Consider the following 25,338-nt stretch of genomic DNA (forward strand, 5'->3'; position numbering starts at 1 on the left):
TCACCCGAGCGAGGCGAATGCCCGCTCGCCCTCGTCGGTCACCCGCAGTGAGCGATCGCCGGAGCGCCGCCCGACCCAGCCCTCGGCGAGGAGCCGGGCAAGCAGGTGCTCGCCGAGGCGGCCGGCGATGTGCGGGCGCCGCTCGGTCCAGTCGAGGCAGCCGCGTACGGCGGGCCGGCGGGAAGGGCCCGCAAGCTCGGCGACGCGCAGGCGCTGTGCGAGCGGTGTGTGCGGATCGAGCACGTGGCCGGACTCGCCTGCGACGAGCGGCGCGATCACGCCCTCCCCGACGAGCGCGTCCGTGAGGTCGAGCGCGAGCCGCCCGGCGAAGTGGTCGTAACAGGAGCGCGCGAGCGCGAGCCGTTCGGTGGTGGCGGACTGGGCATACGAGGTCACGGCACGGCGCGGCGCGATGAGCTGCAGGGCCTCGACGGCATTCGCCACGTTGGGGCCCGCGAGCGTGAAGTAACGATGCCGGCCGAGCTTCCGGTCGGTGACGAGGCCGCCGCCGAGCAGTTGCGCGAGGTGCGCGCTCGCGGTCGGTGGGGCGATGCCTGCGATCGCGGCGAGCTCGCTCGCCGGGAGCGAGCGACCGTCGAGGAGCGCCACGAGCATCGCCGCCCTGGCCGGTTCGCCCATGAGGCGGGCGGGTTCTGCGAGATCGGCATCTCCATGCATGGCTCCACGATACGACGATGACACTTCGTCGCCCACCGAAGCGTGCCGGGCATAGCGTCGAGGCATGACCGAGATCATCGACCGCACCGATGTCGCACGGATTCTCTCCGACCCCGCCGCTCGGGTTCCCGAACCAGCAGGATCGGCCGACACGTCGTTGGAGCGCTTCCGCGCACGTGCGTCGAGGTTCGTGAACGGTGCCGAACACGATGCTCGACGGGCGCGCATCGACGCGATCCTCGCCGCGCTCGACCCGGCGCTCCTCGCTCGCGCGGCCGCCGAACGTACGCGATCCGCCCTCGTCGACCATCGCTGGGGCGTGGCTCGCGGAAGCACGCACCGCGCTGATGCGATGGCCGTGCTGGCCCGTCGAATTCCGGTCGTGACGCTCGGCGCGGCGCTCGGCTTCCGCGACCCCGACTCGTTGCCGGCGCTCGTGGCGACGGTGGCGTCGGCGTATCCGAGCGGCGAGACGGCCCATCCGTCGGCCACGGATGCCGCGGTGGACGAGCTGATCGCCGCAGCGGGAGCGTTCGACGAGACCGATCGGGTGCTGCGCACGCAATTGCTCGTGCAAGCGTACGCGGCGACGGCGACGCTCATCGAGCGAGCGCTCGAGCGCGCGGCCACCACCCAAGCGGAGCCCACGCGGGCCCTCGTCGAGGCCGTGCTGCGTGACGATTCGCCGGTGCCGTTCACGAGGCGTCTGCTGCCCGATCGCGGCGATCATGACGTCGTCACGCTGCGACTCGACGGCCCGGACCGCGCTGCCGATGCAGATCACGCTGCCCGAGTGCTCGCCTTCGGCGCCGGACTTCGTGCATGCCCCGCACCGCATCACGCGATCGCGATCGCCACGGCGATCATCGACGCCGCACGCACCGATGACGCCGCACGCACCGTGGGGAGATGACAGCACATGCTCACGCTCGCTGAGTTCACCGCCCTGCACCGGCCGGGCGATCCGCTGCTCCTGCCGAACGCGTGGGACCTCGCCTCGGTGCGCTGGCTCCACGCCGCCGGCCACGACGCGATCGGCACGACGAGCCTCGGCATCGCCGTCACCGCGGGCAAGCGCGACGGCGACGGCGCCATCGGGCCGGAGTCCATCGATCTCGCTCGCCGTGCCGCCGAGCACGACGTCGCACTGACCGTCGACCTCGAAGCCGGGTTCTCCGACGATCCCGAGGTGGTCGGCCACTTCGCCGCCCACCTCGCAGCACTCGGATGCGTCGGCGTGAACATCGAGGATTCCGACGCGGAGGGGCGCCTCGTCGACCCTGATCTGGCCGCGGCGAAGGTCGCCGCGATCGCCGCAGCTGCGCCGGAGCTCTACCTGAACGCCCGTACCGACCCGTTCTGGGTCGAGGACCCCGCGCGAAGCGGCATCCGCTCAGGGGAACGGCACCGCAGTGCCGTTTCGCGCGCCCGACGGTATCTGGCGGCCGGGGCATCCGGCATCTTCGTGCCCGGCGTGCTCACGCCGGCGACCATCGCCGCACTCGCCGGCGAGATCGACGCACCGCTCAACGTGCTCGTGCAGCCGAACCTGAGCGTCGCAGAGCTCGCGGCGCTCGGAGTGGCGAGGATCAGCACCGGGTCGCTGCTGTTCCGCACCGCGCTCAGCTCGATCACCTCGGTCATCGCCGCACTCGCCGGCGACTCGGTCGACGGCGCACCGACGCCCTCGTACGACGTCGTCGCAGCGCTGCCGCTCCCGCGCGGGTGAATTCAGGGCTGCTGCTTCGCCCGGCTGGGCTGCACACGTGGCGGCTCGCCCGGCATCTTCGGGAAGTCGGGCGGGAACGGCAACTCGCCGAGTCCGTCGTCGAGGTCGCGCTGCCACCACTCGAGCAGTGTGTCGATGCGGCCGGGCGCATCGTGCATGCCCTTCCAGGGGTCGCCGATTCGCTGCAGCCGTTCGGGCACGGTGCGCACGGTGTGCTCGCTCGGATCGGTCTGTTCGAGCTCGTCCCACTCGAGCGGGCACGACACCGAGGCCACCGGCAGCGGCCGCGGGCAGTAGGCACCCGCCATCGTGCGATCGCGGTTGGCCTGGTTGAAGTCGATGAAGATGCGGTCGCCCCGCTCCTCTTTCCACCAGTTGGTGGTGACCTGTTGCGGCATCCGCCGCTCGAGCTCGCGGCCGAGTGCGATCACCGCGTGCCGCACGTCGAGGAACTCGTGCTCGGGCTCGATCGGCGCGAAGACGTGGATGCCGCGGCTGCCCGAGCTCTTCACGAAGCCGGTGAGGCCCACCTCGCCGAAGAGCTCGCGAAGCGCGAGCGCCACGGGCACGGCTTCGCTGAATCCCGTGCCCGGCTGCGGATCGAGGTCGATGCGCAGCTGATCGGGGAAGTCGGGGGTCTCGGCGCGCGAAGCCCACGGATGGAACACGATCGTGTTCATCTGCGCGGCCCACACCGCAGCGGCGGGCTCGTCGATCACGAGCTGCGGATGCGTGCGCCCGCTCGGGTAGGTCACGGGCACCGACCGCACCCACTCGGGAGCGCCCTTCGGTGGATTCTTCGAGAAGAACTGCTCGCCGTCGACGCCCGCCGGAAAGCGTTGCAGTGACACCGGGCGGTCGCCGTTCGCCTCGACGAACGGTCCGCCGACCGCGATGAGGTACTCGGCGAGTTCGAGCTTCGTGATGCCGGCCTCTGGCCAGAGCACCCGTGTCGGACTGGAGATCCGCACGTCGCGATCGCCGTGCGGACCCGGAACGGTGAGAGTGACGGCATCGGCCATGGAAGCGACGCTACTCCCCCGGTGGGCGCGTCGCCCGGCCGCCTCGCGGGATCACGCCGTCTGCGCGGCCGGCATCGCGGCGTACCGACCAGCCGCCCGCTCACGGGCCTTGGCGGCCTCGACCTCGCGGTTCTTCGGCGGTGCGGTGGTGACGAGGTCGTCGAGCAGATGGCGCGTGACGTGCGCGATCTCGGCGACTGCGCGGTCGAACGCCTCGGCGTTGGCCTTGGAGGGCTTCGTCGAACCGCTGACCTTGCGCACGAACTGCAGTGCAGCCGCGTGCACCTCGTCGTCGGTGGTCTCAGGCTCGAAATTGTGGAGGGTGTGAATGTTCCTGCACATGTTCCGAGCCTAACCCGTGGAATCGAGGATGTCTCGGGTGACGTGCGATGCTGCGCGTACCGGTTCAGCCGGCCGGGGCGATGCCGCCGTCACGCGCCGCGGCACGCGCCGCATCGCGTGCGGCATCCGCGGCAGCCGCCTCTTCGGGTGTCGGCGCGGTGCCACCGAGCTTTCGAGGCTGCCACCACTTGCCGGTGCCGTTGCCGGGGTACTCGGCCTGGAGTCGATCGACGAGGGCCTGCATCGTCTCTCGAAGTCGCTCGGTCACGGTTCGCGGGTCTTCGTTCGCGCCGACCGTGATCGGTGCCCCGAAGGCGAAGCTCACCGGCACCCCGAACCGTTCGAAGAATCGGATTCGATGCCCCTTGGTCATCAATCGATGACCGCCCCAGACCGCGACCGGGATGATCGGTACGCCCGCCTCTGCCGCAAGTCGTGCCGCACCGGTCTTGAGCTCGCGCACGGTGAAGGAGGCGCTCACGCCGGCCTCGGGGAACACGCCCAGCAGTTCACCTTCTCGCAGCGCGGTGACCGCCTTCGCGTAGGCGGCGGCACCGGCCTTCATGTCGACGGCGATGTGCTTCATGCCGCGGAGGAGATGGCCGATGACGGGCTTGTCGAAGACACCCTGCTTGGCCATGAACCGGATGTGCCGGCGCGTCGCCAGCCAGGTCACCCATTCGACGAGTGCGAACTCGAAGTACCCGAAATGCGTCATCGCGAGCACCGCGCCACCGGACCTGGGCACGTTCTCGACGCCAGTGACGCTGCGCTTCAGCCCCCAGAATCCGAAGAGCCCGCGCCCGGCCACGATGGCCGCGCTGTAGATGGGTTCGCTGCGGCGTCGCGTCATGTCCACAGCGTAGTCGCGGGTGCTGAGCACGGCCTGTGGCATTCGTCACGCATCGTGCACGCTCCTCACATCGAGGCGTCGTGCGACCCGGCGACCGGCCGAAGCAGGAACAATCGCACGACACGACCCGAGTCGCGCTCGTACGCACGGTATCCCGGCCACTGGGCTTCGATGCGGGCCCACGCGGCATCGCGTTCGCCACTGCCGATCACGCTCGCACGCACCGGCATCCGTATGCCTCGCACCGTGATGACGGCATCGGGGTGCGCGAGCAGGTTGTAGGTCCAGCCTGGATGCCGATCGCGCGCGAAGCTCGTGCCTGCGACGATCGCGCGCCCGTGACCGTCTGGGGTGTACATGAGCGCGGTATCTCGCAACTGCCCCGACTTCGCGCCCGTCGTGTGCAGCACGAGCGACGGAACGAGGAGTGCGCTCAGTTGCACCCGGCCGCCGGAGACCGCCCCGAACACCCGCTCGACCGGCGGCAGCACTCGGGGAGCACTCCAGCGGAACAGACGGGCGCGGGTGAGCGGCGAGATCACGGATCGGACGAGGTGCAACACGGTCGGCATCTGCCCATTCTTGCGTGCAGCGGCCTTCATGTCGCCCCCGTCAACCGCCCGTCCGCTCGCGCTCGACCGCGTCGCGCGCCGCTGCCAGTTCAGTCGCGGCATCCGCTGCCCGTCGCTCGGCGTGCTGCATACGCCGAATCGCGATCGTCGGAGCGCCGTGGCGCGCGTGCACGCGGTCGTGCTCCTCGTCGACGCCCGTGACGATGTACGCCGCGGCGACGAGGATCACCTGGCACGACAGGTTGAACCAGATGAGCAGGGCGATGAGCGATCCGAAGGATGCGAGCAGCGGGTTGCTCGTCGCGCCGCCGACGAAGAGGCTCGAGAGCACCTGCAGCACGGACAGCCCGATGCCGCCGATGACCGCCCCGGTCCAGAGCGAACGAGCGCTCGGGCGCAGGCCCGAGAGCACGCGGAACATCACGGCGATCACGAGCGTGTCGATGGTGAAGATCACGACGATCGAGACGAGTCGGGTGCCGGCATCGAACACGGCGTTGTGCGCGGCGATACCGAGCCAGCCGAGAACGGTGCTCAGCGCCGTCGTGCTGAAGAAGGTCACCGCTGCTGCGGCCGCGAGAGCGGCACCGAAGCCCACGGCGAGCAGCAGGTCGCGCAGCAGCAGCCAGAGGAAGAACGTCTGGTCATCGGCCTGATCGCCGATCGCGCGGAACGCCGTGCGCAGCGAGCGGATCGCCCCGATGGCCGCTCCGACGAGCCCGACCAACGCGATGATGCCCGCGATGCTGAGAGTCAGCGGCTGCACGAGGTCGTCGGGGTCGATGAGCCCGCCGTCGCCGACGAGGCCGGGGATCGCCGTACCGAGCGTGGCGATGAGCGCATCGAACACGTCGGGGTTCCCAGCCAGCCAGACTCCGGCGATGGCGAACCCCAGGAAGACACCCGCGAAGACCGAGAAGAGCACGCGGTAGCTCACACTGTCGGCGAGCATGGCGCCGTGGTGCTCCTGATACAGCAGGAACGCACGAACGGGCTTCCTGACCAACGCCCAGGCCGTCACGCGTTTTCCGAGCGCGACGATGCCACCACTCGCCGATGACGTCGCATTGCCGGTATCCCGGCCGGCTCCCCCGTGCTCGTCCATGCCGTCAGGCTATCGAGGCACGGAGATGCCGCGCAGCCGCTTGACAACCGTGAATACCGAACGGCGGTGCCATCGGGCTGAACCCGATGACACCGCCGCTCGAATCATTCGGCTGCGATCAGTACCAGCCGGCGGACTCCGAGTGGTCCCAGGCGCCGCACGGCGTGGAGTAGCGGCCAGCGATGTAGCCGAGGCCCCACGTGATCTGGGTCGCTGCACTGGTCTGCCAGTCGGCACCGGCGCTGCCCATCTTGCTCCCGGGCAGGGCCTGGGGAATCCCGTATGCGCCACTCGAGGAGTTCGAGGCGTAGACGTTCCAACCGGACTCGCGGTTCCAGAGGGAGACGAGGCAGCCGAACTGGTCGTCGCCCCAGCCGTACAGGGAGGCCATGAGGTCGCGAGCGGTCGCCTGGGCTCCGCTGGGGTTCGCGGGTCCGGTCGGGCGAGTCGAGGTCGTGGGCGTCGCGGCCTCCTCCGCTTCGGCAGCGGCAGCGGCAGCGGCGGCGGCTTCCGCCGCTGCGGCCGCGGCCGCAGCCTGTTCGGCGGCGAACCGATCGACTTCGGCCACCGCTGCCCGCACCGGCGCGACGTGAGCCTGCGTCTGGTTCGCGAGCTCGAAGACCCGCTCGGGGGCGAGCAGTTCGTAGTCGTCGAGTGCGGCGACGGAGGAGGCGAGCACCGTGGTGTCGACCTTGCCCTGTGCCGCCGCGATCGTGTCGTTGGCGACGGTGAGCGTGTCGTTGGCCTGCTTCACCGCGCGAGCTTCGAGGATGCCGGCGTGAGAACCGAGCTGCTCGATGTCGAGGTTCGCAGCGGCGGTGAGGGTCTCGGTCGCGGCGATGCTCTCGCTCTGCGCGGCCACCGCGGACTGCACGGCGAAACCGGTGCCGACCATGGCGCCGACGACGGCGACCGCAGCGGCCGCGAGGATCGGGCCGCTCCTCCAGAGGGGGCGATTGCGGCCCGGCCTGGGGCGAAGGGCCGTGGACTCGCGGTGTTCGGACGAAGGAGTTTCAGAAGAAGAAGTCGGGTTCTGCATAACTTTCACAAGGCGGATCGCCGAGGCGCAGGGCGCATGGCGATCCTTGATCGACGATCCACAGGCGGGGGTGCCCGGGCGAAGGAGCCAGTCTGCCGAGAGGTTCTGGACAGAACCTCATGTTCACCTGTGAATGTCATCAACGTGCGCGAGCACCTCGCACGCGCGCTGTCGGAGCTCTCAGCGCGAGTCAGTACCAGTTGTTCGCTTCGAAATGCGCCCATGCACCGCACGCGGTGCCATACCTTCCGGCAACGTAGCCGAGGCCCCAGCTGATCTGCGTTGCCGCGCTCGTCTGCCAGTCGGCACCGGCGGCGGCCATCTTGCTTCCCGGCAGCGCCTGCGGGATTCCGTAGGCGCCGTTCGGGTTGCCGGCGTACACGTTCCAGCCCGACTCACGATTCCAGAGAGCCACCAGACAGCCGAACTGATCGTCGCCCCACCCGTATCGCACGGCGATCATGTCGCGGGCGATGACCTGTGCCTCACTCGGATTCGCCGGCGCGCCAGGCGCGGAGGCGCCGGGCGCGGGCGGTGCACCTTCAGCTTGCTCTGCTGCGGCCTGCTCCGCCGCCGCCTTCTCCGCCGCCGCCTTCTCCGCTGCAGCCTGCTCCGCGGCGGCTCGCTCCGCAGCGATCCGGTCGAACTCCGCGACCGCCGCGTGCACGGTCGCCGCGTGCGCGCGCGTCAGATCGGCGAGGGCGAACACGCGTTCGGGCGCCAAGAATTCGAACGACCTGAGGGCCGAGACGGATGCCGCCAAGTCGGCCGCGTCGGACTTGCCGCTCGCCGCCGCGAGTTCCGCCTCGGCGCCGCTGAGCGCATCGGTCGCGTCTTGGCTCGCCCGAGCGGTCAGGATTCCACCGTGCGCACCGAGCTGGCTCGCATCGAGGTTCGTCGCCTCGGTGAGCACGGCGGTCTTCTCGATGCTCGCTTCGCGGTCGACGACGGCGTCTTGCGCGAGTATTCCGGTGCCGGCCGTAGCCGCGAGGCCGACCACGGCCCCTGCGGAGACGAACGCGCGCCACCGTCGACCGGGCGGTCGCCTGCGGCGTGTGCCGAGTCCGGTCGATCCACCCGGCGCGCGCCGTGCAGCGGTCGATGGTTCGGTTGCTTCGCTCATGCTTCTCCCCATGCGGGGAACGCGACTCAGCGGCTGATCCCCGGAATGCGACGATCCGCGAGCGCCCTCCGCCCGCGGAAGTTGCCAATCCCGACAGCTAAGCGAACGGATCCGCTCGTTTGCAAGCCCGCCGTGCCGGATGTCCGCGCACCCCGTGAACGTCACGAGTGGGCGAACTCGGCAGCGGGCCCCCCGTTCACAGCGAACCCACAGCCCGGCGACCCGGAATGCGGAACACTTCTGCACCCGCCGTGGTTTTCCATGGTGACGCCGCAGCCAGCGGCGCCGAGCTTGGAGGAAACGTGTCACAGGACTACCGCAAGACTCCCGAGGCCCTCGCCCGCCTCACTCCGAATCAGTACCGGGTCACGCAAGACGGCGGCACCGAGCCCGCCTTCCGCAACGAGTATTGGAACAACCATGAGCCCGGCATCTACGTCGACGTCGTCTCCGGGCAGCCGCTCTTCGCCTCGACCGACAAGTACGACAGCCGTTCGGGCTGGCCGAGCTTCACGAAGCCGATCGACCCCGATGCCGTGACCGAGCACACCGATCGTTCACTGTTCATGAAGCGCGTCGAAGTGCGCTCGGCAGGTGCCGACAGTCACCTCGGGCACGTCTTCGACGACGGGCCAGTCGATGACGGCGGCCTTCGGTACTGCATGAACTCCGGGGCCCTCCGCTTCATCCCACTCGCCGAGTTGGACGAAGCGGGATACGGTCGATACCGCACCCTCTTCGAGAACCAGGAGAACGCACGATGACTGCACGAACCGAGACCGCCATTCTCGCCGGCGGCTGTTTCTGGGGCATGGAGGACCTGATCCGCAAGCGCCCGGGTGTGATCAGCACGCGCGTGGGTTACACGGGCGGCGACGTGCCGAACGCGACCTACCGCAACCACGGCACGCACGCCGAGGCGATCGAGATCGTGTTCGACCCCGAGACGGAGTCGTACCGGGGCCTTCTGGAGTTCTTCTTCCAGATCCACGACCCGTCGACGAAGAACCGCCAGGGCAACGACATCGGCACGAGCTACCGCTCGGCGATCTTCCCGACGAACGACGAGCAGGAGGTCGTCGCGTACGAGACGATCGCCGACGTCGACGCCTCCGGCCTCTGGCCGGGTCCGGCGACGACCGAGGTCTCCCCCGCCGGCCCGTTCTGGGAGGCCGAGCCCGAGCACCAGGACTACCTCGAGAAGTACCCCAACGGCTACACGTGCCACTTCGTGCGGCCGGGGTGGAAGCTGCCGAAGCGCGACAACGCGACTACGGCCTGACTCGCGGAGAGAAGAGCGGCCGTCCCGGCAAAACGCCGGGGCGGCCGCTTCGTCGTTCAGTGAGCGGATGCCGCGGCATCCGCATCATCGATCGCAAGACTTCTGAGCGTCTGTTCGATGGCACGAAGAACATGGACTCCGTGACCGCGGTCGAGACGTCGAGGATGCGATCGTGGAAGCCCGGCGGATCGCCGATGAACATGCTGGAGCATGAGTTCGATCACCCAGGTGTACCGGGTGCACCCGATGAAGTAGGTGCCGAACTCGCCCGGCCCCGGGCGACCGAACGGCATGTTGTCGCGCAGGACTCCGAGTTCGACGCCGTCGTGCTCGATCGTCGATGCGCGTTCTGCACGATCGTCAGGCCGTCAGGGCGTCGAGGCGGAGTGTGCAGCTGATGCTGTCGTCGACCTGACGGATCGGTCTGGCGAAAAAGGTCCCCCGAGGCGCATGATGGGCTGGGCAGGTGCAGGGTGTGCAGTGCAATCGGTGAGGATCGTCGCACATGGCTTCGTTGGAACGTTCGGCGGCCGCCGCGCCGCGAGACGCGCGTTTCGACGCGCTCGCCGCCATGGCCACAGACCTCGCGGGGCAGTTCGCACTCGCGCCGCTGCTTGAACGCATCCTGCGTCACACGATGGAGCTGCTCGGCTGCGAGAGCGGGTCGATCTGTACGGTCGATGAGGTCGCGGGCACCTACCGCAAGGAGGTCGACGTCGGCGTCGGATGCCTCTCCGGCCGCACCTTCCCGCTCGATGAGGGTGTCACCGGCGAAGTGGTTCGCGCTCGCCGTTCGGTCGTCTTCGACGAGTACGCCGATGTGCGCGGCGGGCACATCACCACCGAGGACGGGGCATCACTGCACGGCGTCATCGGCGTGCCGATCCGCTGGGACGGCGCGATCATCGGCACTTGCGTGGTCTTCAGCCGTGAGCACGGTCGACGATTCACCGACGAGGACGCGACGCTCGTGGAGCTGTTCGCGACGCATGCGGCCATCGCGATCACCAACGCGCGACTGCATGCCCTGGCCGCAGAGAGGGAGAGCGACGCTGCGATCATGGCCGAGCGCGAGCGCGTCGTGCGCGATGTGCACGATACGGTCGGGCGCGGACTCGCCACCGTGCTGCTGCACCTCGATGCTGCGGAACGCGAGCTCGGCAGCGAAAGCAATGCGGCAGTTGCCCTCGCCGACGCACGTGCGGCCGCTCGTTCTGCACTCGGCGAGACCCGGCTCACGGTGCTCGGACTCGGGCCGGCGCTGCTCGACGGCCGTTCCCTCAACGAGGCGGTCGCGCTCGAACTCGCATGGGTGCAGTCGACGGCGGCGATCGACACTCGGCTCGTCGTGGTCGGCGAGCCCGAGACCCTCGCGCCCGAAACTGCCCGGCAGTTGTTCCGCATCGTGCAGGAGTCGTTGACGAACGTGCTCGAGCACGCCCGCGCGCGGCAGGTGCGTGTCGGTCTCGTCTACGGCGGGCAGACCGTGACAGCGCTCATCGAGGACGACGGATGCGGCTTCGACCTTTCCTCGATCACCGGGACACCTTCGAGCCTCGCCAGGGGTCTCGGGCTGCAGGGGCTCGCCGCCCGGGCCCGGCATCTCGGAGGGACGCTCCACATCGACTCGACACCGCAATGGGGCACGCGCATACGCGCCGACGTGCCGTGCTTCGATTCGGCGCTCTCCGAGGCTTCCCGCTCGCGCTGGCGGGTCCTCATCGTGCACGAGCGTCCCGTGGTTCGCGCGGGCCTCGTGCGCATGCTCAGCCAGATCGAGCCCGACATCCAGGTCGTCGGCGAGATCGGCGACGCCGTGCAGGCCGTCGAGGCGTTCGAGCTGCTTCGTCCGCACGTCGTGCTCTCCGACCTCGACCTCTCGCACATCGACGGGGTGCAGCTCACTGCGTACCTCCGCGCAGTCGATCCCGCCGCCGCCGTCGTGCTGCTCATCGACTCGGTGACCGACGACCGAGTCCGGGCTGCCGCGCAGATCGGCGCCGTCGGATTCGTCGAACACGACGCAGATCCGGCCGCCCTCGCGCGGTCCATCGTCGCTGCAGCCCGCGGCGATTCGCTCGTGACCTCCGAGTTCCTGAGCCGTTTCACCGCCTCGCTCACGGCCGCCCCCGACGATCACCTCACCGCCCGCGAGCGGGAGGTACGAACGCTGGTCGAACGGGGCCTGCCCGACAAGCAGATCGCGACCGAGCTGCGAATCTCGGTGAAGACCGTCGAGAAGCACGTCGGCGCCATCCTGCGCAAGACCGGCTCCGCCAACCGCACGGTGCTCGCCGGGCAGTCGGTGCATCACTGAGCTGTGGAGGAAATCCCTACCCCCGGGTAGGGGAAGCACTCATGTCGCGGGAGGATGCACCTGCCTACGCTGAAGAAGCGGGCGACGAGGAGGTTCCCCCCATGGCAGTCGTGTCTCTCAAGGACATCGTCGATCGGGCCTTCGCGCAGAAATACGGCGTGCCCGCCATCAACGTCGTCAACGACCTCACGCTCGAGGCGGTGCTCGCCGGAGCGGTCGAGGCGCGGTCGCCGGTCATCGTGCAGACCTCGGTCAAGACGGTCCAGTCGATCGGTCTCGACGTGCTCTACGCGATGTGGGAGACGATGACGCGAGGAATCGAGGTGCCCGTCACGCTGCACCTCGACCACTGCCCCGACCGGCAGGTGATCAGCGACTGCCTCGCCCGCGGCTGGAACTCGGTGCTCTTCGACGCATCGACGATGCCCGTCGAGGAGAACCAACGCCAGACGGTCGAGGTCGTCGCGGAGGCGCGCCGCTATGGCGCGCACGTCGAGGGTGAGATCGAGGCGATCCAGGGTGTGGAAGACGGCATCGGGGTCGAGACGGCGACTCGTCGGCAGAGCCTCGACGTCGCGATCGAGTTCATCCGCGAGACCGGCGTCGACGTCTTCGCGCCGTCGATCGGCAACGCCCACGGTGTGTACTCGTCGACCCCCGACCTCGACTTCGAGCGCGTGACCGACCTCGTGGCCGCTACGTCGACACCGATCGCCTTGCACGGCGGCAGCGGCATGACCGATGACCAGTTCACCGACCTCATTGCGCGCGGCTGCGCCAAGGTCAACATCTCGACCGCCCTCAAGATCGAGTTCATGACGTCGAGCCTCGCGTTCCTCAAAGGTGCCGAGGAACGCGACAAGTGGGATCCGCCGTCGCTCTTCGCGGACGTGCGCCAACACATCGTCGACCTCACGACGGGCCTTGCCGCCAAGTTCGGCAGCACGGGCAAGGCGTGGTGAGCATGCCGTTCCTCATCTTCGACTGCGACGGCGTGCTCGCCGATACCGAGCGAAACGGCCACCTGCCCGCGTTCAATCGCACCTTCGCCGAGTTCGGCGTTCCCGTGGAGTGGAGCGATGCCGACTATGCCCAGAAGGTGCTGATCGGCGGGGGCAAGGAGCGCATGGCGAGCCTGCTGACGCCGGAGTTCGTCGCGGCCAACGGCCTTCCCGCCGACGAGGAGGGGCAGCGCGAACTGCTGGCTCGATGGCACCGGCGGAAGACCGCGATCTACACCGAGCTCGTCGACTCGGGGGCGCTGCCTGCTCGACCCGGGATCGCACGCATCACCGCGGAGGCCGCCGCCGCGGGGTGGGGCCTCGCCGTGGCCTCGACATCGGCCGAGCCGTCGGTTCGCGCCGTGCTCGAGCGCGCGGTGGGCACCGAGGCGGCGGCCGGCTTCCGGGTGTTCGCGGGCGACATCGTCGCGCGAAAGAAGCCCGCGCCCGACATCTACCTGCTCGCCCTCGAAGAACTCGGAGCCGCAGCGGATGCCGCGATCGTCATCGAAGACAGCGGCAACGGCGTCGAGGCATCCGTCGCCGCCGGTCTGCGCACTGTCGTCACGGTGAGCGCATACACGGTCGACGAGGACTTCCCGGGCGCTTCACTCGTGGTCAGCTCCCTCGGAGACGAAGCGGAGGCCGCGCGTGTCATCGCCGACCCGCTCGGCATCCACCCGGGCGTCGAGGTCACCCTCGACGATCTCGTTGCGATTCTCGACCGACCCCGCCCCGAGTCCTGAGGAGGACAGATGACGAGCTTCACCGACGTCGAGTTCGTGGTGCGCACGATCGCCCAGACATCCGTCGACAACGAGAAGTACTTCGGCGAACTGGACTCCGTCGTGGGCGACGGGGACTTCGGCTATTCCCTCGCCCGAGGCTTCGAGATCGTACTGAGCGACTGGGATTCCTACGACCGCACGGATGTCAGCACGTTCCTCACGAAGATCGCCGTCGCCATCACAGGCCGGATCGGGGGCACCTCCGGCCCGATCTGGGGTACGGCGTTCCTGCGGGCGGCATCCGCGGTGAAGGGGCAGACGGAGATCAGCGGCGACGATGTGGTCGCCATGCTCCGCTCCGCCATCGCGGGCATCATGGCGCGTGGCAACGCGGAACTCGGCGACAAGACCCTTCTCGACGCGTTGGCTCCGCTCACCGACTCGATCGAGTCCGGTGTCGCAGCCGGCGACGACCCCGAGGCGATCGTGTCGGCAGCGGCCGCGGCCACCCGCGCTGCGGCGGACGCCACGACACCGATGATCGCGAAGCGGGGCCGGGCCGCCTACACCGGCGAACGCAGCATCGGCTCCCCCGATGCGGGTGCGGTGGGCGTCGCCGTGATCCTCGAAGCCCTCGCCGCCGGGTGGGAAGCAAAGACGGCGTGAGCTGAGCCGAAGACGTCACGCGACACCCGAGGAACCGTCAGGCAACACCGAGCAATGGAGAAGAGCAGATGAAGAAGATCGTCAATGACCCGCAGCAGTTCGTGCCGGAGATGCTCAAGGGCCTCGCCCTCGCCAACCCCGAGACCCTGCGCTACGTGCCGGAGTACAACCTCATCATGCGAGCGGATGCCCCGCGCGACGACAAGGTCTCGATCATCCAGGGCTCCGGCTCCGGCCACGAGCCGGCGCACGTCATGGCGGTCGGCAGGGGGATGCTCGACGGCGCGTGTCCCGGCGACGTGTTCGCCGCCCCGCCGATGGACTACGTCTACGAGACGACGAAACTGCTGAACTCGCCGAAGGGAGTGCTCCTGCTCGTGAACAACTACACGGGCGACCGCATGGCCTTCGACATGGCGGAGGAGATGAGCCTCGCCGACGGTCTGAACGTGCGAACCCTCTTCATCGACGACGACGTCGCCGTGCAGGACTCGACCTGGACGGTCGGCCGTCGCGGTGTCGCGGGCAACTTCTTCGTGATCAAGGCGGTGGGCGCGGCATCCGAGGCCGGTGCCGACCTCGACGAGGTCGTGCGCATCGGGGAGAAGGTCAACTCCGTGACCCGCACGATGGGTCTCGCGCTCACGGCCTGCACGCCCCCGGCGAAGGGATCGCCGTTGTTCGAACTCGGCGACGATGAGATCGAGATCGGCGTCGGCATCCACGGCGAACCGGGCCGCCGGCGCGCAAAGATCGTGCCCGGCGACGAGCTCGTCGACATCCTGCTCGAGCCGGTCGTCAGCGACCTGCCGTTCGAGAGCGGCGACCGAGTCGCGCTCATGATCAACGGGCTCGGCGGCACGCCCATCAGCGAGTTGTACATCGCGTACGGCCACGCGCACGAGCAGCTCGCCGCACGCGGCATCACGGTCGCCCGCAGCTATGTCGGCGAATACTGCACGTCACTCGACATGGCCGGGTTCTCGCTGACGCTGGTCCGCCTCGATGACGAGATCGAGGGCCTGCTCGCGGCACCCGCAGAGATCGGGGTGCGCATCTTTTGAGACTGCGATGTCGGGCGCTCTGGTTCAGTCCGGGACGCCGAGGCCGTCGAGTGCGTCCTGCACGATCGTCAGGCCGTCGAGCCCCGACCAGACGAACCGGGCGAAGGTCGAGCCGGTCGCGAAGGCTGCCGTGCGCGGTCTGCGCGTACTCGCGCACATCGAACTCCGTCGGCGCTGCGACCATCATGTGCCGAGGTGAGCCGCCGGGGATCACGAGGTCGATGAGTTCATCGCGGCGACGAGTTGCGGGCGCTCGCCGGGTGAACGTCGGTCACGGCGTCAGCCCCCGCGCAGCGCCTCGAGCGCGTATCGGGCGCGTGCGGCGATGGGGCCGTCGGCGTGGCGCGTGAGCGCGTCGAGCGCGTCGGCGACTGGTTCGGAGCGCGCGGTCAGGAGCTCGAGCACTCGTTGTTCCCGCACCACGTCGACATCCTGACCCTCGAGCACGAGCGCCGCGGTCTCGTCGGCCCATCGCCGCAGGGCGTCGTCGTCCCGCCGCAGAGTCACGAGGAGTTCGGCCGTCGCACTCGGTGGCTCGCCGGGCCCCGCGTCGTCGAGCCGGATACGCCGAGCGCAATGCACGTTGAGCTCGGCCGACTCGCCGTCGGCGAGCAGGTCGCGCACGTGTTCGAGCGCGAGGAAGTGGTTCAGCGGCATCCGCTCGACCCGCGGGGCATCCGAAGTGAGCGGGAATGCACCCTCGAGGCCGCCGACCTCGACGGCGTCCGCGTAGGGGTCGGCGAGCGGTACCCCGTCGGGTCCGGCTGCCGTGAACGCATACTCATCACTGCGACCGGTCGAGCGGGAGGCGCCGACCACGAGGCCGACCGTGGCGCCCGCGTGGAGCGAGATGACAGCCGTGAACTGCACCGGACCGCCGGCCGGCGCCGGTTCTTCGTCGACCCGGAAGTCCACGACGATGATGCGGCCCGCGGTCGCCACCTCGCCTCGAGCATCGCCCGTCACAGGAATCGCACCCTCAGTGTCGTGCGCTTGTTCGCGAGCACGTTGTCGACCGCGGTGACGGTGACCGCGCCCGTGAACGCCGCCGGACGGGTGAGCACCGCGGTCGTGGCGACGGGAGCTGCAGCGGCGATGCCGACCACGGTGACGCCCGCCGCGGCCGCCGCGCCGTCCACGGTCCAGACGACCGTGCGGCCGCCCGGAGCCGCGTTGAGCGCGAGGTTCGCGGAGAGCGTGCCCGCCGGCACCGGTGACGGCACCGCCGCGAGCCCGTTGAGCGCCACGTTCACGAGACGAACGCGACCGGTGCCTTCGCGGTTCGGAAGGGCCTGGTCGACGACCTTCACGGGGAAGTTGCCGGATCGGAGGCCCGAGGTGACGACGACGGGTCCGCCCACGGGGACGGCCGCGCCCGGAATGGCGATGGGACCGGTCACGACGCTCCAGATCACGTTACGGCCGGCCACGGTCGTGTTGACGGTGACGTTGCCGGTCGCCACGCCGTCCGCCGCAACGCCGCCGGCCGCGGCGGGCGCGTTGGCCGCGGTCGCGATGTTGTTCAGCACGATGAGCGGGTTCACTGCCGCGTAGGCCTCCAGAGGAGCCACGACGCCTCCGCCCGGGAAGCGGTGCTCGGTGCGGAAACGGAAGTTGTTGCCCTGCCTGATGAGGGAGCGGATGTGGAGCCCGTTGTCGAACTCCACCGGTGAGCGGGTGCCGTCCCAGCCGAACGCGTGGAAGCCCTGCCGGAGCTGCCAGACCGCGGGTAGCGATCCGCCAGGCGCGTTCTTCCCGACGAACCGGTTGACGTCGACTCCCGCGTGACCGGTGCGGAGGCTGTCGTTCCAGTTGTTCGCGGGCGCCGAGAGCCCTCCGATCGGTGCGGGGTTGGGTCCGCCGAGCCCCAGGTTGACCCTCGCCGTGAGCCCGAACGCGTCGGAGCCGCCCGCGGTGATGGTCTCGCCGATCACTCGCACACTCGGGGCGGTGCCGTCGGTCTGGCTGAACCGCACCGGGTTGAGCGGGCCGTAGCTGCCGGCCACCGCGCCCATGCCGCCCGACGGGCCGATGCCGTTGACCTTCTTCGGCATCGAGTCGATGCGATGGCGTGCGTCCTCGTTGAACGTGGCGGTTGCGGGGTCCGTGGCGCGCACACGGAGCGGACCGGTCTTGTCGCCGGGGGTGATCACGAGGCCGGCGACGGTCGCACCCGATGCCTGCCGAAGGGTGGCGGTCGCCACTCTGCCGGCCGGCTGCGTCGTGACGACCACGTTGCCGGTGCTGCCGACGAGTCCGTCCCGGTTCGGGTCGAGCACATTGGCGGGCGCCGCCTGCGTCCCGCCGCCGAAGATGGGAACGGCGATCTGCGCCGGGGTGGGATTGACCACCATGGAGTCGACGGTGACGAAGAGCACATTGCCCGAGACGGCCAGGTCGGCGGGAGTCGCAGTCAGTGCCGCCTGCACCTGGAAGTTCGTTCCGCCGCCGGCCGGCACCGTGCCGAGGGCGGCCGGTGCCGAGCGGATGACGGCGCCACGGCGACCCCGCGGGGTGACCGTGACGCCGGCTGGGGCTCCGACGAGCGTCCAGGTGAGCGGAGCGTTGCCGGCCGCGGTCGCTGTGACGTTCATCGTGCGCCCTGAGCCGAGCTCGCCCCCGGCGACCACGGCGGTCACGGTGGGCGCCGGCTGCGGTCGCACCGGCGTCTTCGAGAGCCGCTCGGCGGCACCGCCGGGCACCGGTCGCCTGCGGTCGCGGGACTGCTGGACGACGTGCGACAGCTCGTGGTGCAGCAGGCCCCGATTGCGTTCGCTCTCGAGGTCGCCCGTGGGCCCGGCGACCGCGATGTCGTCACCCGTGGTGAGCGCCTTGGCGCCCGCGGCGTGCACGCGCTCCCCGGTCGCGGCGTCGTCGTGGAGGCGCACGTCGCGGAAGTCCCAGCCGAACCGGCGCTCGGCGGTCGAACGCACCTCGGGGCGCAGCACGCGACCGGCACGTGGAGCCGATTGCGCCTGCCGGGCGGCGACGGGCTTGCGCACCGCGAGCTCGTCGCTCACGGCTCGGTTGCCGGCGAGGCGCTGCAGGGCGAACGCGGTCGAGCGGGCGGCGTTGCCGTCCGGCAGGGAACGCAGGCGCTGAGGCGCGGCGACGCTGGGCGCGGGCGCGGGCGCGGTGCGACGGTCGATCCGGTGAACTGCCGCGGGCGGCATCCCGGTCCGTGTCGCGGTGGCAGCCGACGGCGCTAGACCAGCCATCGAATCAGTCTCCGCCCCGGCCGGGCCGGCGGCAAGTGGCCCGACCGGCCGTTCGGGCGGCGATGGTCGCCCGAACGGGCATCCCGGCGCCCCCGATCGCCCTGGTGCGGCGCGCCGGCGCGCCGGCGCACGCGAGGAGGCCGGACACATCGGTCAGGCCGCTGATCGTACCCGGTCGTGCAGGAGCTTCGCGGCGAAGCCGAGAGCCTGTTCTGCGAGCGGCTGACGCTGCGCGGGCACGGATGACTCGCTGAGCACGGCGATCGCGAAGACGCCACCGTCGGCGTGCTCGAGCACGCCGACCTCATGGCGAAGATGCAGGAACGTGCCGGTCTTGGAGTGCCACACGGCATCGTCCGATTCCAGGTCGGGGGCGAGTCGGTGACGCATGACGTTCATGCCCAGCAGACCGCGCATCTGATCGCGCTGACCGCTGAGCGACGGGTCACGCCAGATGCGATCGAGCAGTTCGACGCAGGCGTTCGCGGTACCGGCGTTCGCGCTCGACACGTCGAGTTGCGGAATGAGGTGGCCGCCGCCGCGTGTGGAGGCGCGGATGGCGAGCGCGAGCGCTTGCGGCATCTGCTCGGGCGGGAGCGTGCTGGCGAGCGTGAGATGCAGGTCTCGGATCGAATGACGCACGTTGATGCCCGTGATGCCCGACTCGCGAAGCGACGCGGTGACCGCGTCAGGCGGGCAGAGCGCGAACAGGGCGTCCGCCGCCGTATCATCGCTCAGGCACACGGCCATGTAGAGCAGGTCTTCGACCGACACGGTCGTCGGGTGCCGGAATCGGCAGTAGCCCGTGACACCCGGCGTGCGATCGCCCGGATCGAGTGTCACCGGGCGCGCCGGGTCGATCGTCCCGGCGGCGACGCGTTGCAGCACGGCGAGCGCGAGTGGGAGCTTGACGACGGATGCGAGCGGGTAGGCGTCGTCGGCGGCCAGCGAGAGCTCACGGCCGTTGCCGAGGTCACGCACTGCGATCGACGCACGCAGGCCCGCCTCGCTGAGCACGTCGGCTGCTTCGCGCAGTACTGCCCGGTCAGTGTCCACCAGAGGGCCCCTTCGTCGGCGGAGTGGAGACGGACAAGCCGCTGACCTTGCTCGAGTGCAGCAGTGCGGCGAGATACGGGCCGGCGATCTCGAGGAATCGCGACGCGAGTTGCCCCTCCCGGTAGGCGAGGGCGTACCCGCGCACGAGGTGGAGGTCGCCGAGCGCCCGCCACTGGAGACCGAATGACTCGCTCTCCGCCGAGGTGCAGAGCACGAGGTCCTCACCTCCGAGCACCGCGGCCATCGCGTTGATGTTCGATGGCGATATGCGGAGCTGTGCCGGCGCCAGTCCGGCGCCGTTCCTCACCCGTTCCAGGCGATCCCGCACGTGCGGCACGTCGTCTTCGGGCTGCAACCACAGTCGTTCGACGCGACGGATGCCCCGGCGCGGGCGAAGCTCGGCGAAATAGAACTCCCGGTCGCGCGACGTCGGCGCGGACCCCGCGACGCCGAGTGGTTCCGCCCATTGAGCGCGATCGGGTGCGATGGGCTCGAGATTGAGCCTCGTGCGCCCGGCGGCGAGGGACTCGGCCCGTTCTGCGGGATGAGCGGGAACGAGTTCCACGTTCATCGAACTGAGCGCTGCAACAGAGGTCAGTTTCGCCGCATCCACTTCATCGATGCGATGCGGCACGCCGATTGTCACTGGAAGACGACGTGACCGCTCCGCGTCGTCGGAGAGCTCATGCGCCGCGTCGACGAGTTTGATGGCGCTCGGCAGCACACCGCGACCGAACGCCGTCAGCTCCACCCGCCGCGACGATCGTTCGAAGAGCCGCGCCCCGAGGTGCTGTTCGAGTGCCGCGACGCGACGGCTCGCCACGGATTGCGTGACCCCCGCACCCGTTGCGCCGGCGGTGAAGCTCTCGTGTTCGGCGACGGAGACGAAGGCCTCGCACGCGGCTCGCAGATCGAGGTGTCGCGACATGCATGCGATTCTCGCATTGATCGCCGCGTTCCCGCCTTTGCCTGCATCGCCGACCGCGGGTCAGACTCCGGACATGACGAATCGACCGACATCCCCCGTCTCCCGCCGCTCGTTGCTGGCCTTCGGCGGCATTGCCACCGCCGGGGCAGCCGCGGCCGTCTTCTCGACCTCACTCCCTGCAGTCGCCGCGCCGGCCTCGCCCGCGGTCGGCGGTCACCGCCAATTGGCGCGGGCGGTCGCCGAACTCGAGCGCGCGACATCCGTCACCATCGGCTTCACCGCCCTCTGGCACGATTCGCGACGCTCATTCCGGTACCGCGGCGGTGAGCTCTTCCCGATGTGCTCCCTGTTCAAGACCCTCGCGGCAGCCGCCCTCGTGCAAGCCCGCGGCTACGACGAGGACTACTGGACGACGCCGATTCCCTTCACCCGCGCCGACATCGTCGAGAACTCGCAAGTGCTCGACAAGACGACGACCTATCAGGCCACACCCGAAGAGCTCGCCGACGCGGCGCTGCGCTTCAGCGACAACACTGCCGGCAACCTGATCCTCCGCGAACTCGGCGGCCCGTCGGCGGTCACCTCGTTCGCGTCATCGCTCGGTGCGAAGGCGACGCGACTCGACCGGTGGGAACCAGAGCTCAACGACGCGTTGCCCGGCGACGAGCGCGACACGTCGACGCCCGACGACATCGCCGACCTGTACCGGGCGCTCATCCTCGAGCAGCGCGCCGGCGTGCTCGCCGCTGCTCGACTCCAGGAGTGGATGCTCCGCAACACCACATCGGGCGCCCGGATGCGAGCCGGCCTCACCGCTCCGTACGAGCTCGCCGACAAGACCGGTGGCGGCGACTACGGGGTGGTCAACGACGCCGGTGTGCTCTGGCGGCCGACTGCCGAGCCCCTGATCCTCGCGATCATGACGCGCACCGATCGTGCCGACGCGACATACAACAACGAGGTGCTGGCCGAAGTGACGCGTCTCGTCGCGGCGGTCTGAGGCGCCCGCCCTCTCGCCGAGGGGGTCAGAGCCGTTGCGGGCCCGACCCGTCGTCGCCGAGTGCGTCGTCGGGGTTCAGCAGCCCGCACGCCTTCATCGAGAGGCACCCGCAGCCGATGCATCCGGTGAGTTCGCGCTCGAGGCGTTCGATGCCGTGGCGGCGCTGTTCGAGCTGTCGCTTCCAGCGGCGTGAGGCCCGCTGCCAGTCCTCATGGCTCGGCGTCGTGTCGAGCGGCACGTTCTCGAACGCGGTCTGCACGTCGGAGAGGGGAATGCCGAGCCGCTTCGCGACCGAGATGAGTGAGACGCGCCGCAGCATGTGTCGTGGGTACCGCCGCTGGTTGCCGCCCGTGCGATGCGAGGCGATGAGGCCGAGGTCTTCGTAGAACCGCAACGCCGACGGCGCGACGCCGGTGCGCCGACTCATCTCCCCGACGGTCAGCAGTTCGTCGGGTGCGTGTCGCGCGGTCGACGTCGTCACCGTCTCGTGCTCGTCACGCTGCGACATCCGCGCCCTCTCGTTTTGACTTCAAGGCTACTTGAGGTTTTACGGTAGAGACATGCGAATCGTGAAGTTGGTGGTCACCCCGTGACGTATGTGATCGCGCTGCCATGCGTCGACGTGAAAGACAAGGCCTGCATCGACGAATGTCCCGTCGACTGCATCTACGAGGGTGAGCGTTCGCTCTACATCCACCCCGATGAATGCGTCGACTGCGGCGCCTGCGAACCCGTGTGCCCCGTGGAGGCCATCTACTACGAAGACGACCTCCCCGAGATGTGGGCCGACTACTACAAGGCCAACGTCGAGTTCTTCGAGATCTCGAACGGCGGGGCACCGGCTCTCGGCTCCCCCGGCGGCGCCGCCAAGACCGGAATGCTCAGCTTCGACCACCCGGTGATCACCGCGCTCCCCCCGCAGGCGTCGCATTCATGACGGATGCCGCCGCAGTGCGCGACCCGATCGTGACCGCCGATACGTCCGACGCCGCCGAAGGGTTCAAGGCCGCCTTCCGTGGTCACCCCGCCGGCATCGCACTGATCACGGGCATGACGCCCGACGGACCGGTCGGCCTGACGGCGTCGAGCGTCGCTTCGGTCGCGGCCGACCCGCCTGCGCTCTCATTCTCGGTGACGCGAGCGACGGGTTCGGCCGGCGCGCTGCTCGCCGCCAGAACCCTCGTCGTGCACTTCCTCGCCGCACATCAGGTCGACGTCGCCCGCGCGTTCGCGCGATCGGGCGAGCCCCGGTTCACGACCGAACAGGGCTGGTCGCTGCTCGAGACCGGTGAGCCGTGGCTCGCCGACGCGCGCGCCGCCCTGCGCTGTCGCACGCTGCAGACCGTGCCGGTCGGCAGTTCCTCCCTCGTCGTCGCCGAGGTGCTCGAGGTGTTCCTCGGGCCCCCAGCACCCTCGCTCGTCTACCGCGATCGCCGCTTCCACCGCCTCGACCACGACATACCCGAGCTCTGACCCCGCCACGCGCCACCCGCCGCATCGCAACCGCGAACGGCACATCGAAAGGAAGCATCCGAATGCCGGCCTATTCACTGCCCGACCTGCCCTACGACTATTCAGCGCTCGCGCCCCACATCTCGGCGGCGATCATGGAGTTGCACCACTCCAAGCACCACCAGGCATATGTGACCGGCGCGAACACCGCGCTCGAGCAGCTCGCCGAGGCCCGCGAGAGCGGCAACCTCGCGAACGTCAACAAGCTCGAGAAAGACCTGGCATTCAACCTCGGCGGCCACATCAACCACAGCGTCTTCTGGCAGAACATGTCGCCCGACGGCGGAGGTTCGCCCGAGGGCGAGCTCGCGGCGGCCATCGACGACGGCTTCGGCTCGTTCGATGCGTTCCGTGCCCACTTCACGGCGACCGCGCTCGGCGTGCAGGGCTCGGGCTGGGCAGTGCTCGCCTGGGATAGCGTGGGCGCCCGGCCCGTGATCTTCCATCTCTTCGATCAGCAGGGCAACGCGCCGCTCGGCGTCACGCCGCTGCTGCAGCTCGACGTGTGGGAGCACGCGTACTACCTCGACTACCGCAACGTGCGCGCCGACTACGTGAAGGCGTTCTGGGAGATCGTCGACTGGGCCGACGTGCAGGCCCGCTTCACCGCAGTTCGCACAGCGACACGAGGTCTCATCGTGCCGAGCGCCAACTGAGCACTCCGACCGAACCTCCTCGCGCGCCCCGGCGCCGGCGTCGACGACGCCGGCGCCCGTCGGTCGCGCTGGTCGCGGTGCAGATACGGCGCTACGGACTCCTCGCGCTGATCCTCCTCACCGCGATCGGAACCTTGATCGCCTGGCTGAGCGGGTAGAACGGGTCGCTGCGCGAGCGGTTCCGGATGCCGCGAAATCCGGCACGTCGGCTAGGATGGGAAGTTCTTTGCCAGACGACTCCGCGGGGTCGCCGAGAGGGAGGAACTCCCCGATGACCATCGAAACCGTATGGATGACGCCGACCGCACTGGAGCGGCTCGAAGCCGAACTCGCCGAACTCTCGCGGCCCGGGCGAACGCTGACCGACACCGAACAGGCACGCACCACCGAGCTTCGCGCGATGGTGCGCAACGCCGAGGTGGGTCTCAAGCCCGACGACGGACTCGTCGAGCCCGGAATGCGCATCACGGTGCGATTCGACGACGACGCCGAGCCGACGAGCTTCCTGCTCGGCAGTCGTGAGCTCGCCGACCTCGATGGAAGCGTCGACCTCGACGTGTACTCACCGACCTCTCCGCTCGGCGCGGCGATCACCGGCCGGTACGTCGGCGACTCCGTCGCATACGAGGCGCCGAACCGCACCGTGCAGGTCACGGTGCTCGAAGCGGTGCCCTTCGGCTGAAGCACCAGCCCGCACGACTCGGGTTCGGTCACGCTGTCCGATGCGCTCGTGGAGCGACTACCGCGAGCGCGCCTTCGCGCCGAGTTCGACGAGAGCGACGCTGATCGTGTGCTCGACGAGCGCCGAATCGATCGCCTGAAGACCCGGCAGTAGCGCTCGCATCAGGAGCGGGCCGGTGAGCAGGTCGCTGATCCACTCCACATCCACGGATGCATCGAGCTCGCCGCGATCGATCGCGCGCTGCACCGCGCGAGTCGTCGCCGTACGCCGGGGGCCGAGGAACTCCTCGGAGAAACGGCGAGCGGCGTCGGGCTGCACCGAGAGGTCGTCGATCAGGCCCGGAAGGCCCCGCACGATCAGCGGGTGGTTGAACAGTTCCAGGCGATGCCGCTGGATCGTGCGCAGGTCGGTCTCGAGGTCGCCGGTGTCGACGCCGGGATCGGTGCCGAACCGGTCGCTCAGCACTGCGATGACGAGTTCTGCGGTGGTGCGGAACCGCCGGTACACGGCGGCACGCGTCGTCGAGGCATCCTTGGCGACGCGGCCGATCGTCAACGCCCGGTAGTTCTCGAGTTCGACGATCCGCACAGCGGCATCGAGAACGGCACGGTCGATGTTCTCGTGCCGCGGTCGCCCCAACGTCGTTGCCGTCATACGATACATTCTGTACCGTAAAGCTTCGAACTCGCCATCCCACCACGATGACGAGACCCACCGGCCAGTGACACGATCGAGCGGCCGCCTGATCCCAGCGATTCCGTCACT

30 protein-coding genes are annotated in these 25,338 nt (G+C 69.4%); 14 read left to right on the forward strand and 16 right to left on the reverse strand.

The genetic code is table 11. The annotated features are described in order from the left end of the window. The gene (locus AC1C2S_RS19695; RefSeq protein WP_495354285.1) at positions 1-678 is read right to left on the reverse strand and encodes an ArsR/SmtB family transcription factor; all 678 of its coding nucleotides are present in this window, start codon (positions 676-678) and stop codon (positions 1-3) included. Between the two features lie 64 nt (positions 679-742). On the opposite strand from AC1C2S_RS19695, the gene AC1C2S_RS19700 reads away from it, so the two are divergent. Further along, positions 743-1,591, forward strand: coding sequence for a hypothetical protein (locus tag AC1C2S_RS19700; protein ID WP_495354286.1), 849 nt, complete (start codon positions 743-745; stop codon positions 1,589-1,591). A gap of 6 nt (positions 1,592-1,597) precedes the next feature. Further along, positions 1,598-2,407 carry an isocitrate lyase/PEP mutase family protein gene (locus AC1C2S_RS19705; protein ID WP_495354287.1) on the forward strand — a complete coding sequence of 270 codons (810 nt, stop codon included), beginning with the start codon at positions 1,598-1,600 and terminating at the stop codon, positions 2,405-2,407. 2 nt (positions 2,408-2,409) lie between these two features. Here the strand turns inward: AC1C2S_RS19705 and ligD are convergent, their stop codons facing one another. The 7 genes from ligD to AC1C2S_RS19740 all read right to left on the reverse strand — a co-directional run bounded on the left by ligD (position 2,410) and on the right by AC1C2S_RS19740 (position 8,463). Then, complete coding sequence (gene ligD / locus AC1C2S_RS19710; RefSeq protein WP_495354288.1) at positions 2,410-3,429, reverse strand: non-homologous end-joining DNA ligase; 1,020 nt, start codon at positions 3,427-3,429, stop codon at positions 2,410-2,412. A 51-nt stretch (positions 3,430-3,480) separates the two neighbouring features. Further along, complete coding sequence (locus AC1C2S_RS19715) at positions 3,481-3,771, reverse strand: DUF2277 domain-containing protein (RefSeq protein ID WP_495354289.1); 291 nt, start codon at positions 3,769-3,771, stop codon at positions 3,481-3,483. Positions 3,772-3,835: 64 nt separating this feature from the next. Continuing rightward, entirely contained in the window at positions 3,836-4,624 is a 789-nt protein-coding gene (locus AC1C2S_RS19720; RefSeq protein ID WP_495354290.1) for a lysophospholipid acyltransferase family protein, read from the reverse strand. Between the two features lie 65 nt (positions 4,625-4,689). Further along, positions 4,690-5,196 (reverse strand): nitroreductase family deazaflavin-dependent oxidoreductase, encoded by a 507-nt coding sequence (locus AC1C2S_RS19725; RefSeq protein WP_495354291.1) that lies wholly within the window; start codon positions 5,194-5,196, stop codon positions 4,690-4,692. 40 nt (positions 5,197-5,236) lie between these two features. Further along, entirely contained in the window at positions 5,237-6,301 is a 1,065-nt protein-coding gene (locus tag AC1C2S_RS19730; protein WP_495354292.1) for a YihY/virulence factor BrkB family protein, read from the reverse strand. Between the two features lie 118 nt (positions 6,302-6,419). Beyond that, a complete protein-coding gene (locus tag AC1C2S_RS19735; protein ID WP_495354293.1) occupies positions 6,420-7,196 on the reverse strand; it encodes an aggregation-promoting factor C-terminal-like domain-containing protein in 777 nt (258 codons plus the stop codon). A 334-nt stretch (positions 7,197-7,530) separates the two neighbouring features. Beyond that, entirely contained in the window at positions 7,531-8,463 is a 933-nt protein-coding gene (locus tag AC1C2S_RS19740; protein ID WP_495354294.1) for an aggregation-promoting factor C-terminal-like domain-containing protein, read from the reverse strand. Between the two features lie 302 nt (positions 8,464-8,765). Here AC1C2S_RS19740 and msrB point away from each other — a divergent pair, with 302 nt between their 5' ends. Continuing rightward, entirely contained in the window at positions 8,766-9,227 is a 462-nt protein-coding gene (gene msrB, locus AC1C2S_RS19745; protein WP_495354295.1) for a peptide-methionine (R)-S-oxide reductase MsrB, read from the forward strand. Continuing rightward, the gene (gene msrA, locus AC1C2S_RS19750) at positions 9,224-9,745 is read left to right on the forward strand and encodes a peptide-methionine (S)-S-oxide reductase MsrA (RefSeq protein ID WP_495354296.1); all 522 of its coding nucleotides are present in this window, start codon (positions 9,224-9,226) and stop codon (positions 9,743-9,745) included. Before msrB ends, msrA begins: the two co-directional genes overlap by 4 nt. A 56-nt stretch (positions 9,746-9,801) precedes the next feature. Here msrA and AC1C2S_RS19755 read toward each other — a convergent pair whose 3' ends face one another. Continuing rightward, positions 9,802-10,038: a hypothetical protein gene (locus AC1C2S_RS19755; RefSeq protein WP_495354297.1), complete on the reverse strand. Its 237-nt coding sequence runs from the start codon at positions 10,036-10,038 to the stop codon at positions 9,802-9,804. A gap of 212 nt (positions 10,039-10,250) precedes the next feature. Between AC1C2S_RS19755 and AC1C2S_RS19760 the strand changes: the two genes are divergently transcribed. From AC1C2S_RS19760 to dhaK, 5 genes are all read left to right on the forward strand, one after another. Beyond that, a complete protein-coding gene (locus tag AC1C2S_RS19760; RefSeq protein ID WP_495354298.1) occupies positions 10,251-12,062 on the forward strand; it encodes a GAF domain-containing protein in 1,812 nt (603 codons plus the stop codon). 101 nt (positions 12,063-12,163) lie between these two features. Next, on the forward strand, positions 12,164-13,024 hold the full coding sequence (locus AC1C2S_RS19765; protein ID WP_495354299.1) for a class II fructose-bisphosphate aldolase: 861 nt from the start codon (positions 12,164-12,166) through the stop codon (positions 13,022-13,024). A 2-nt stretch (positions 13,025-13,026) separates the two neighbouring features. Continuing rightward, entirely contained in the window at positions 13,027-13,809 is a 783-nt protein-coding gene (locus AC1C2S_RS19770; RefSeq protein WP_495354300.1) for an HAD-IA family hydrolase, read from the forward strand. A gap of 9 nt (positions 13,810-13,818) precedes the next feature. After that, the gene (gene dhaL, locus AC1C2S_RS19775) at positions 13,819-14,457 is read left to right on the forward strand and encodes a dihydroxyacetone kinase subunit DhaL (RefSeq protein WP_495354301.1); all 639 of its coding nucleotides are present in this window, start codon (positions 13,819-13,821) and stop codon (positions 14,455-14,457) included. A 68-nt stretch (positions 14,458-14,525) separates the two neighbouring features. Continuing rightward, on the forward strand, positions 14,526-15,521 hold the full coding sequence (gene dhaK / locus AC1C2S_RS19780) for a dihydroxyacetone kinase subunit DhaK (RefSeq protein ID WP_495354302.1): 996 nt from the start codon (positions 14,526-14,528) through the stop codon (positions 15,519-15,521). 24 nt (positions 15,522-15,545) lie between these two features. On the opposite strand, the gene AC1C2S_RS19785 is transcribed toward dhaK, so the two are convergent. From AC1C2S_RS19785 to AC1C2S_RS19805, 5 genes are all read right to left on the reverse strand, one after another. After that, positions 15,546-15,680, reverse strand: a complete 135-nt coding sequence (locus tag AC1C2S_RS19785; RefSeq protein WP_495354303.1) for a hypothetical protein — start codon at positions 15,678-15,680, stop codon at positions 15,546-15,548. 120 nt (positions 15,681-15,800) lie between these two features. After that, entirely contained in the window at positions 15,801-16,487 is a 687-nt protein-coding gene (locus AC1C2S_RS19790) for a hypothetical protein (RefSeq protein ID WP_495354304.1), read from the reverse strand. Beyond that, positions 16,484-18,739, reverse strand: a complete 2,256-nt coding sequence (locus tag AC1C2S_RS19795; RefSeq protein ID WP_495354305.1) for an eCIS core domain-containing protein — start codon at positions 18,737-18,739, stop codon at positions 16,484-16,486. Before AC1C2S_RS19795 ends, AC1C2S_RS19790 begins: the two co-directional genes overlap by 4 nt. Positions 18,740-18,892: 153 nt before the next feature. Continuing rightward, entirely contained in the window at positions 18,893-19,795 is a 903-nt protein-coding gene (locus AC1C2S_RS19800) for a serine hydrolase (protein ID WP_495354306.1), read from the reverse strand. After that, positions 19,785-20,723 (reverse strand): LysR family transcriptional regulator, encoded by a 939-nt coding sequence (locus tag AC1C2S_RS19805; protein WP_495354307.1) that lies wholly within the window; start codon positions 20,721-20,723, stop codon positions 19,785-19,787. Before AC1C2S_RS19805 ends, AC1C2S_RS19800 begins: the two co-directional genes overlap by 11 nt. A 73-nt stretch (positions 20,724-20,796) precedes the next feature. Here AC1C2S_RS19805 and bla point away from each other — a divergent pair, with 73 nt between their 5' ends. Beyond that, complete coding sequence (bla, locus tag AC1C2S_RS19810) at positions 20,797-21,723, forward strand: class A beta-lactamase (protein WP_495354308.1); 927 nt, start codon at positions 20,797-20,799, stop codon at positions 21,721-21,723. Between the two features lie 25 nt (positions 21,724-21,748). Here bla and soxR read toward each other — a convergent pair whose 3' ends face one another. After that, positions 21,749-22,231 (reverse strand): redox-sensitive transcriptional activator SoxR, encoded by a 483-nt coding sequence (gene soxR / locus AC1C2S_RS19815; protein WP_495354309.1) that lies wholly within the window; start codon positions 22,229-22,231, stop codon positions 21,749-21,751. An 81-nt stretch (positions 22,232-22,312) separates the two neighbouring features. Here soxR and fdxA point away from each other — a divergent pair, with 81 nt between their 5' ends. The 4 genes from fdxA to AC1C2S_RS19835 all read left to right on the forward strand — a co-directional run bounded on the left by fdxA (position 22,313) and on the right by AC1C2S_RS19835 (position 24,573). Next, positions 22,313-22,660 (forward strand): ferredoxin, encoded by a 348-nt coding sequence (gene fdxA, locus AC1C2S_RS19820; protein WP_495354310.1) that lies wholly within the window; start codon positions 22,313-22,315, stop codon positions 22,658-22,660. After that, the gene (locus tag AC1C2S_RS19825; protein WP_495354311.1) at positions 22,657-23,196 is read left to right on the forward strand and encodes a flavin reductase family protein; all 540 of its coding nucleotides are present in this window, start codon (positions 22,657-22,659) and stop codon (positions 23,194-23,196) included. The genes fdxA and AC1C2S_RS19825 overlap by 4 nt, the downstream gene beginning before the upstream one ends. Before the next feature lie 62 nt (positions 23,197-23,258). After that, the gene (locus tag AC1C2S_RS19830; RefSeq protein ID WP_495354312.1) at positions 23,259-23,891 is read left to right on the forward strand and encodes a superoxide dismutase; all 633 of its coding nucleotides are present in this window, start codon (positions 23,259-23,261) and stop codon (positions 23,889-23,891) included. A 271-nt stretch (positions 23,892-24,162) separates the two neighbouring features. Then, complete coding sequence (locus tag AC1C2S_RS19835; protein ID WP_495354313.1) at positions 24,163-24,573, forward strand: GreA/GreB family elongation factor; 411 nt, start codon at positions 24,163-24,165, stop codon at positions 24,571-24,573. A gap of 57 nt (positions 24,574-24,630) precedes the next feature. On the opposite strand, the gene AC1C2S_RS19840 is transcribed toward AC1C2S_RS19835, so the two are convergent. Further along, complete coding sequence (locus AC1C2S_RS19840; protein ID WP_495354314.1) at positions 24,631-25,227, reverse strand: TetR/AcrR family transcriptional regulator; 597 nt, start codon at positions 25,225-25,227, stop codon at positions 24,631-24,633. Positions 25,228-25,338 lie beyond the last annotated feature (111 nt).

The sequence above is a fragment of the Agromyces sp. Y782 genome (genome assembly GCF_059445405.1).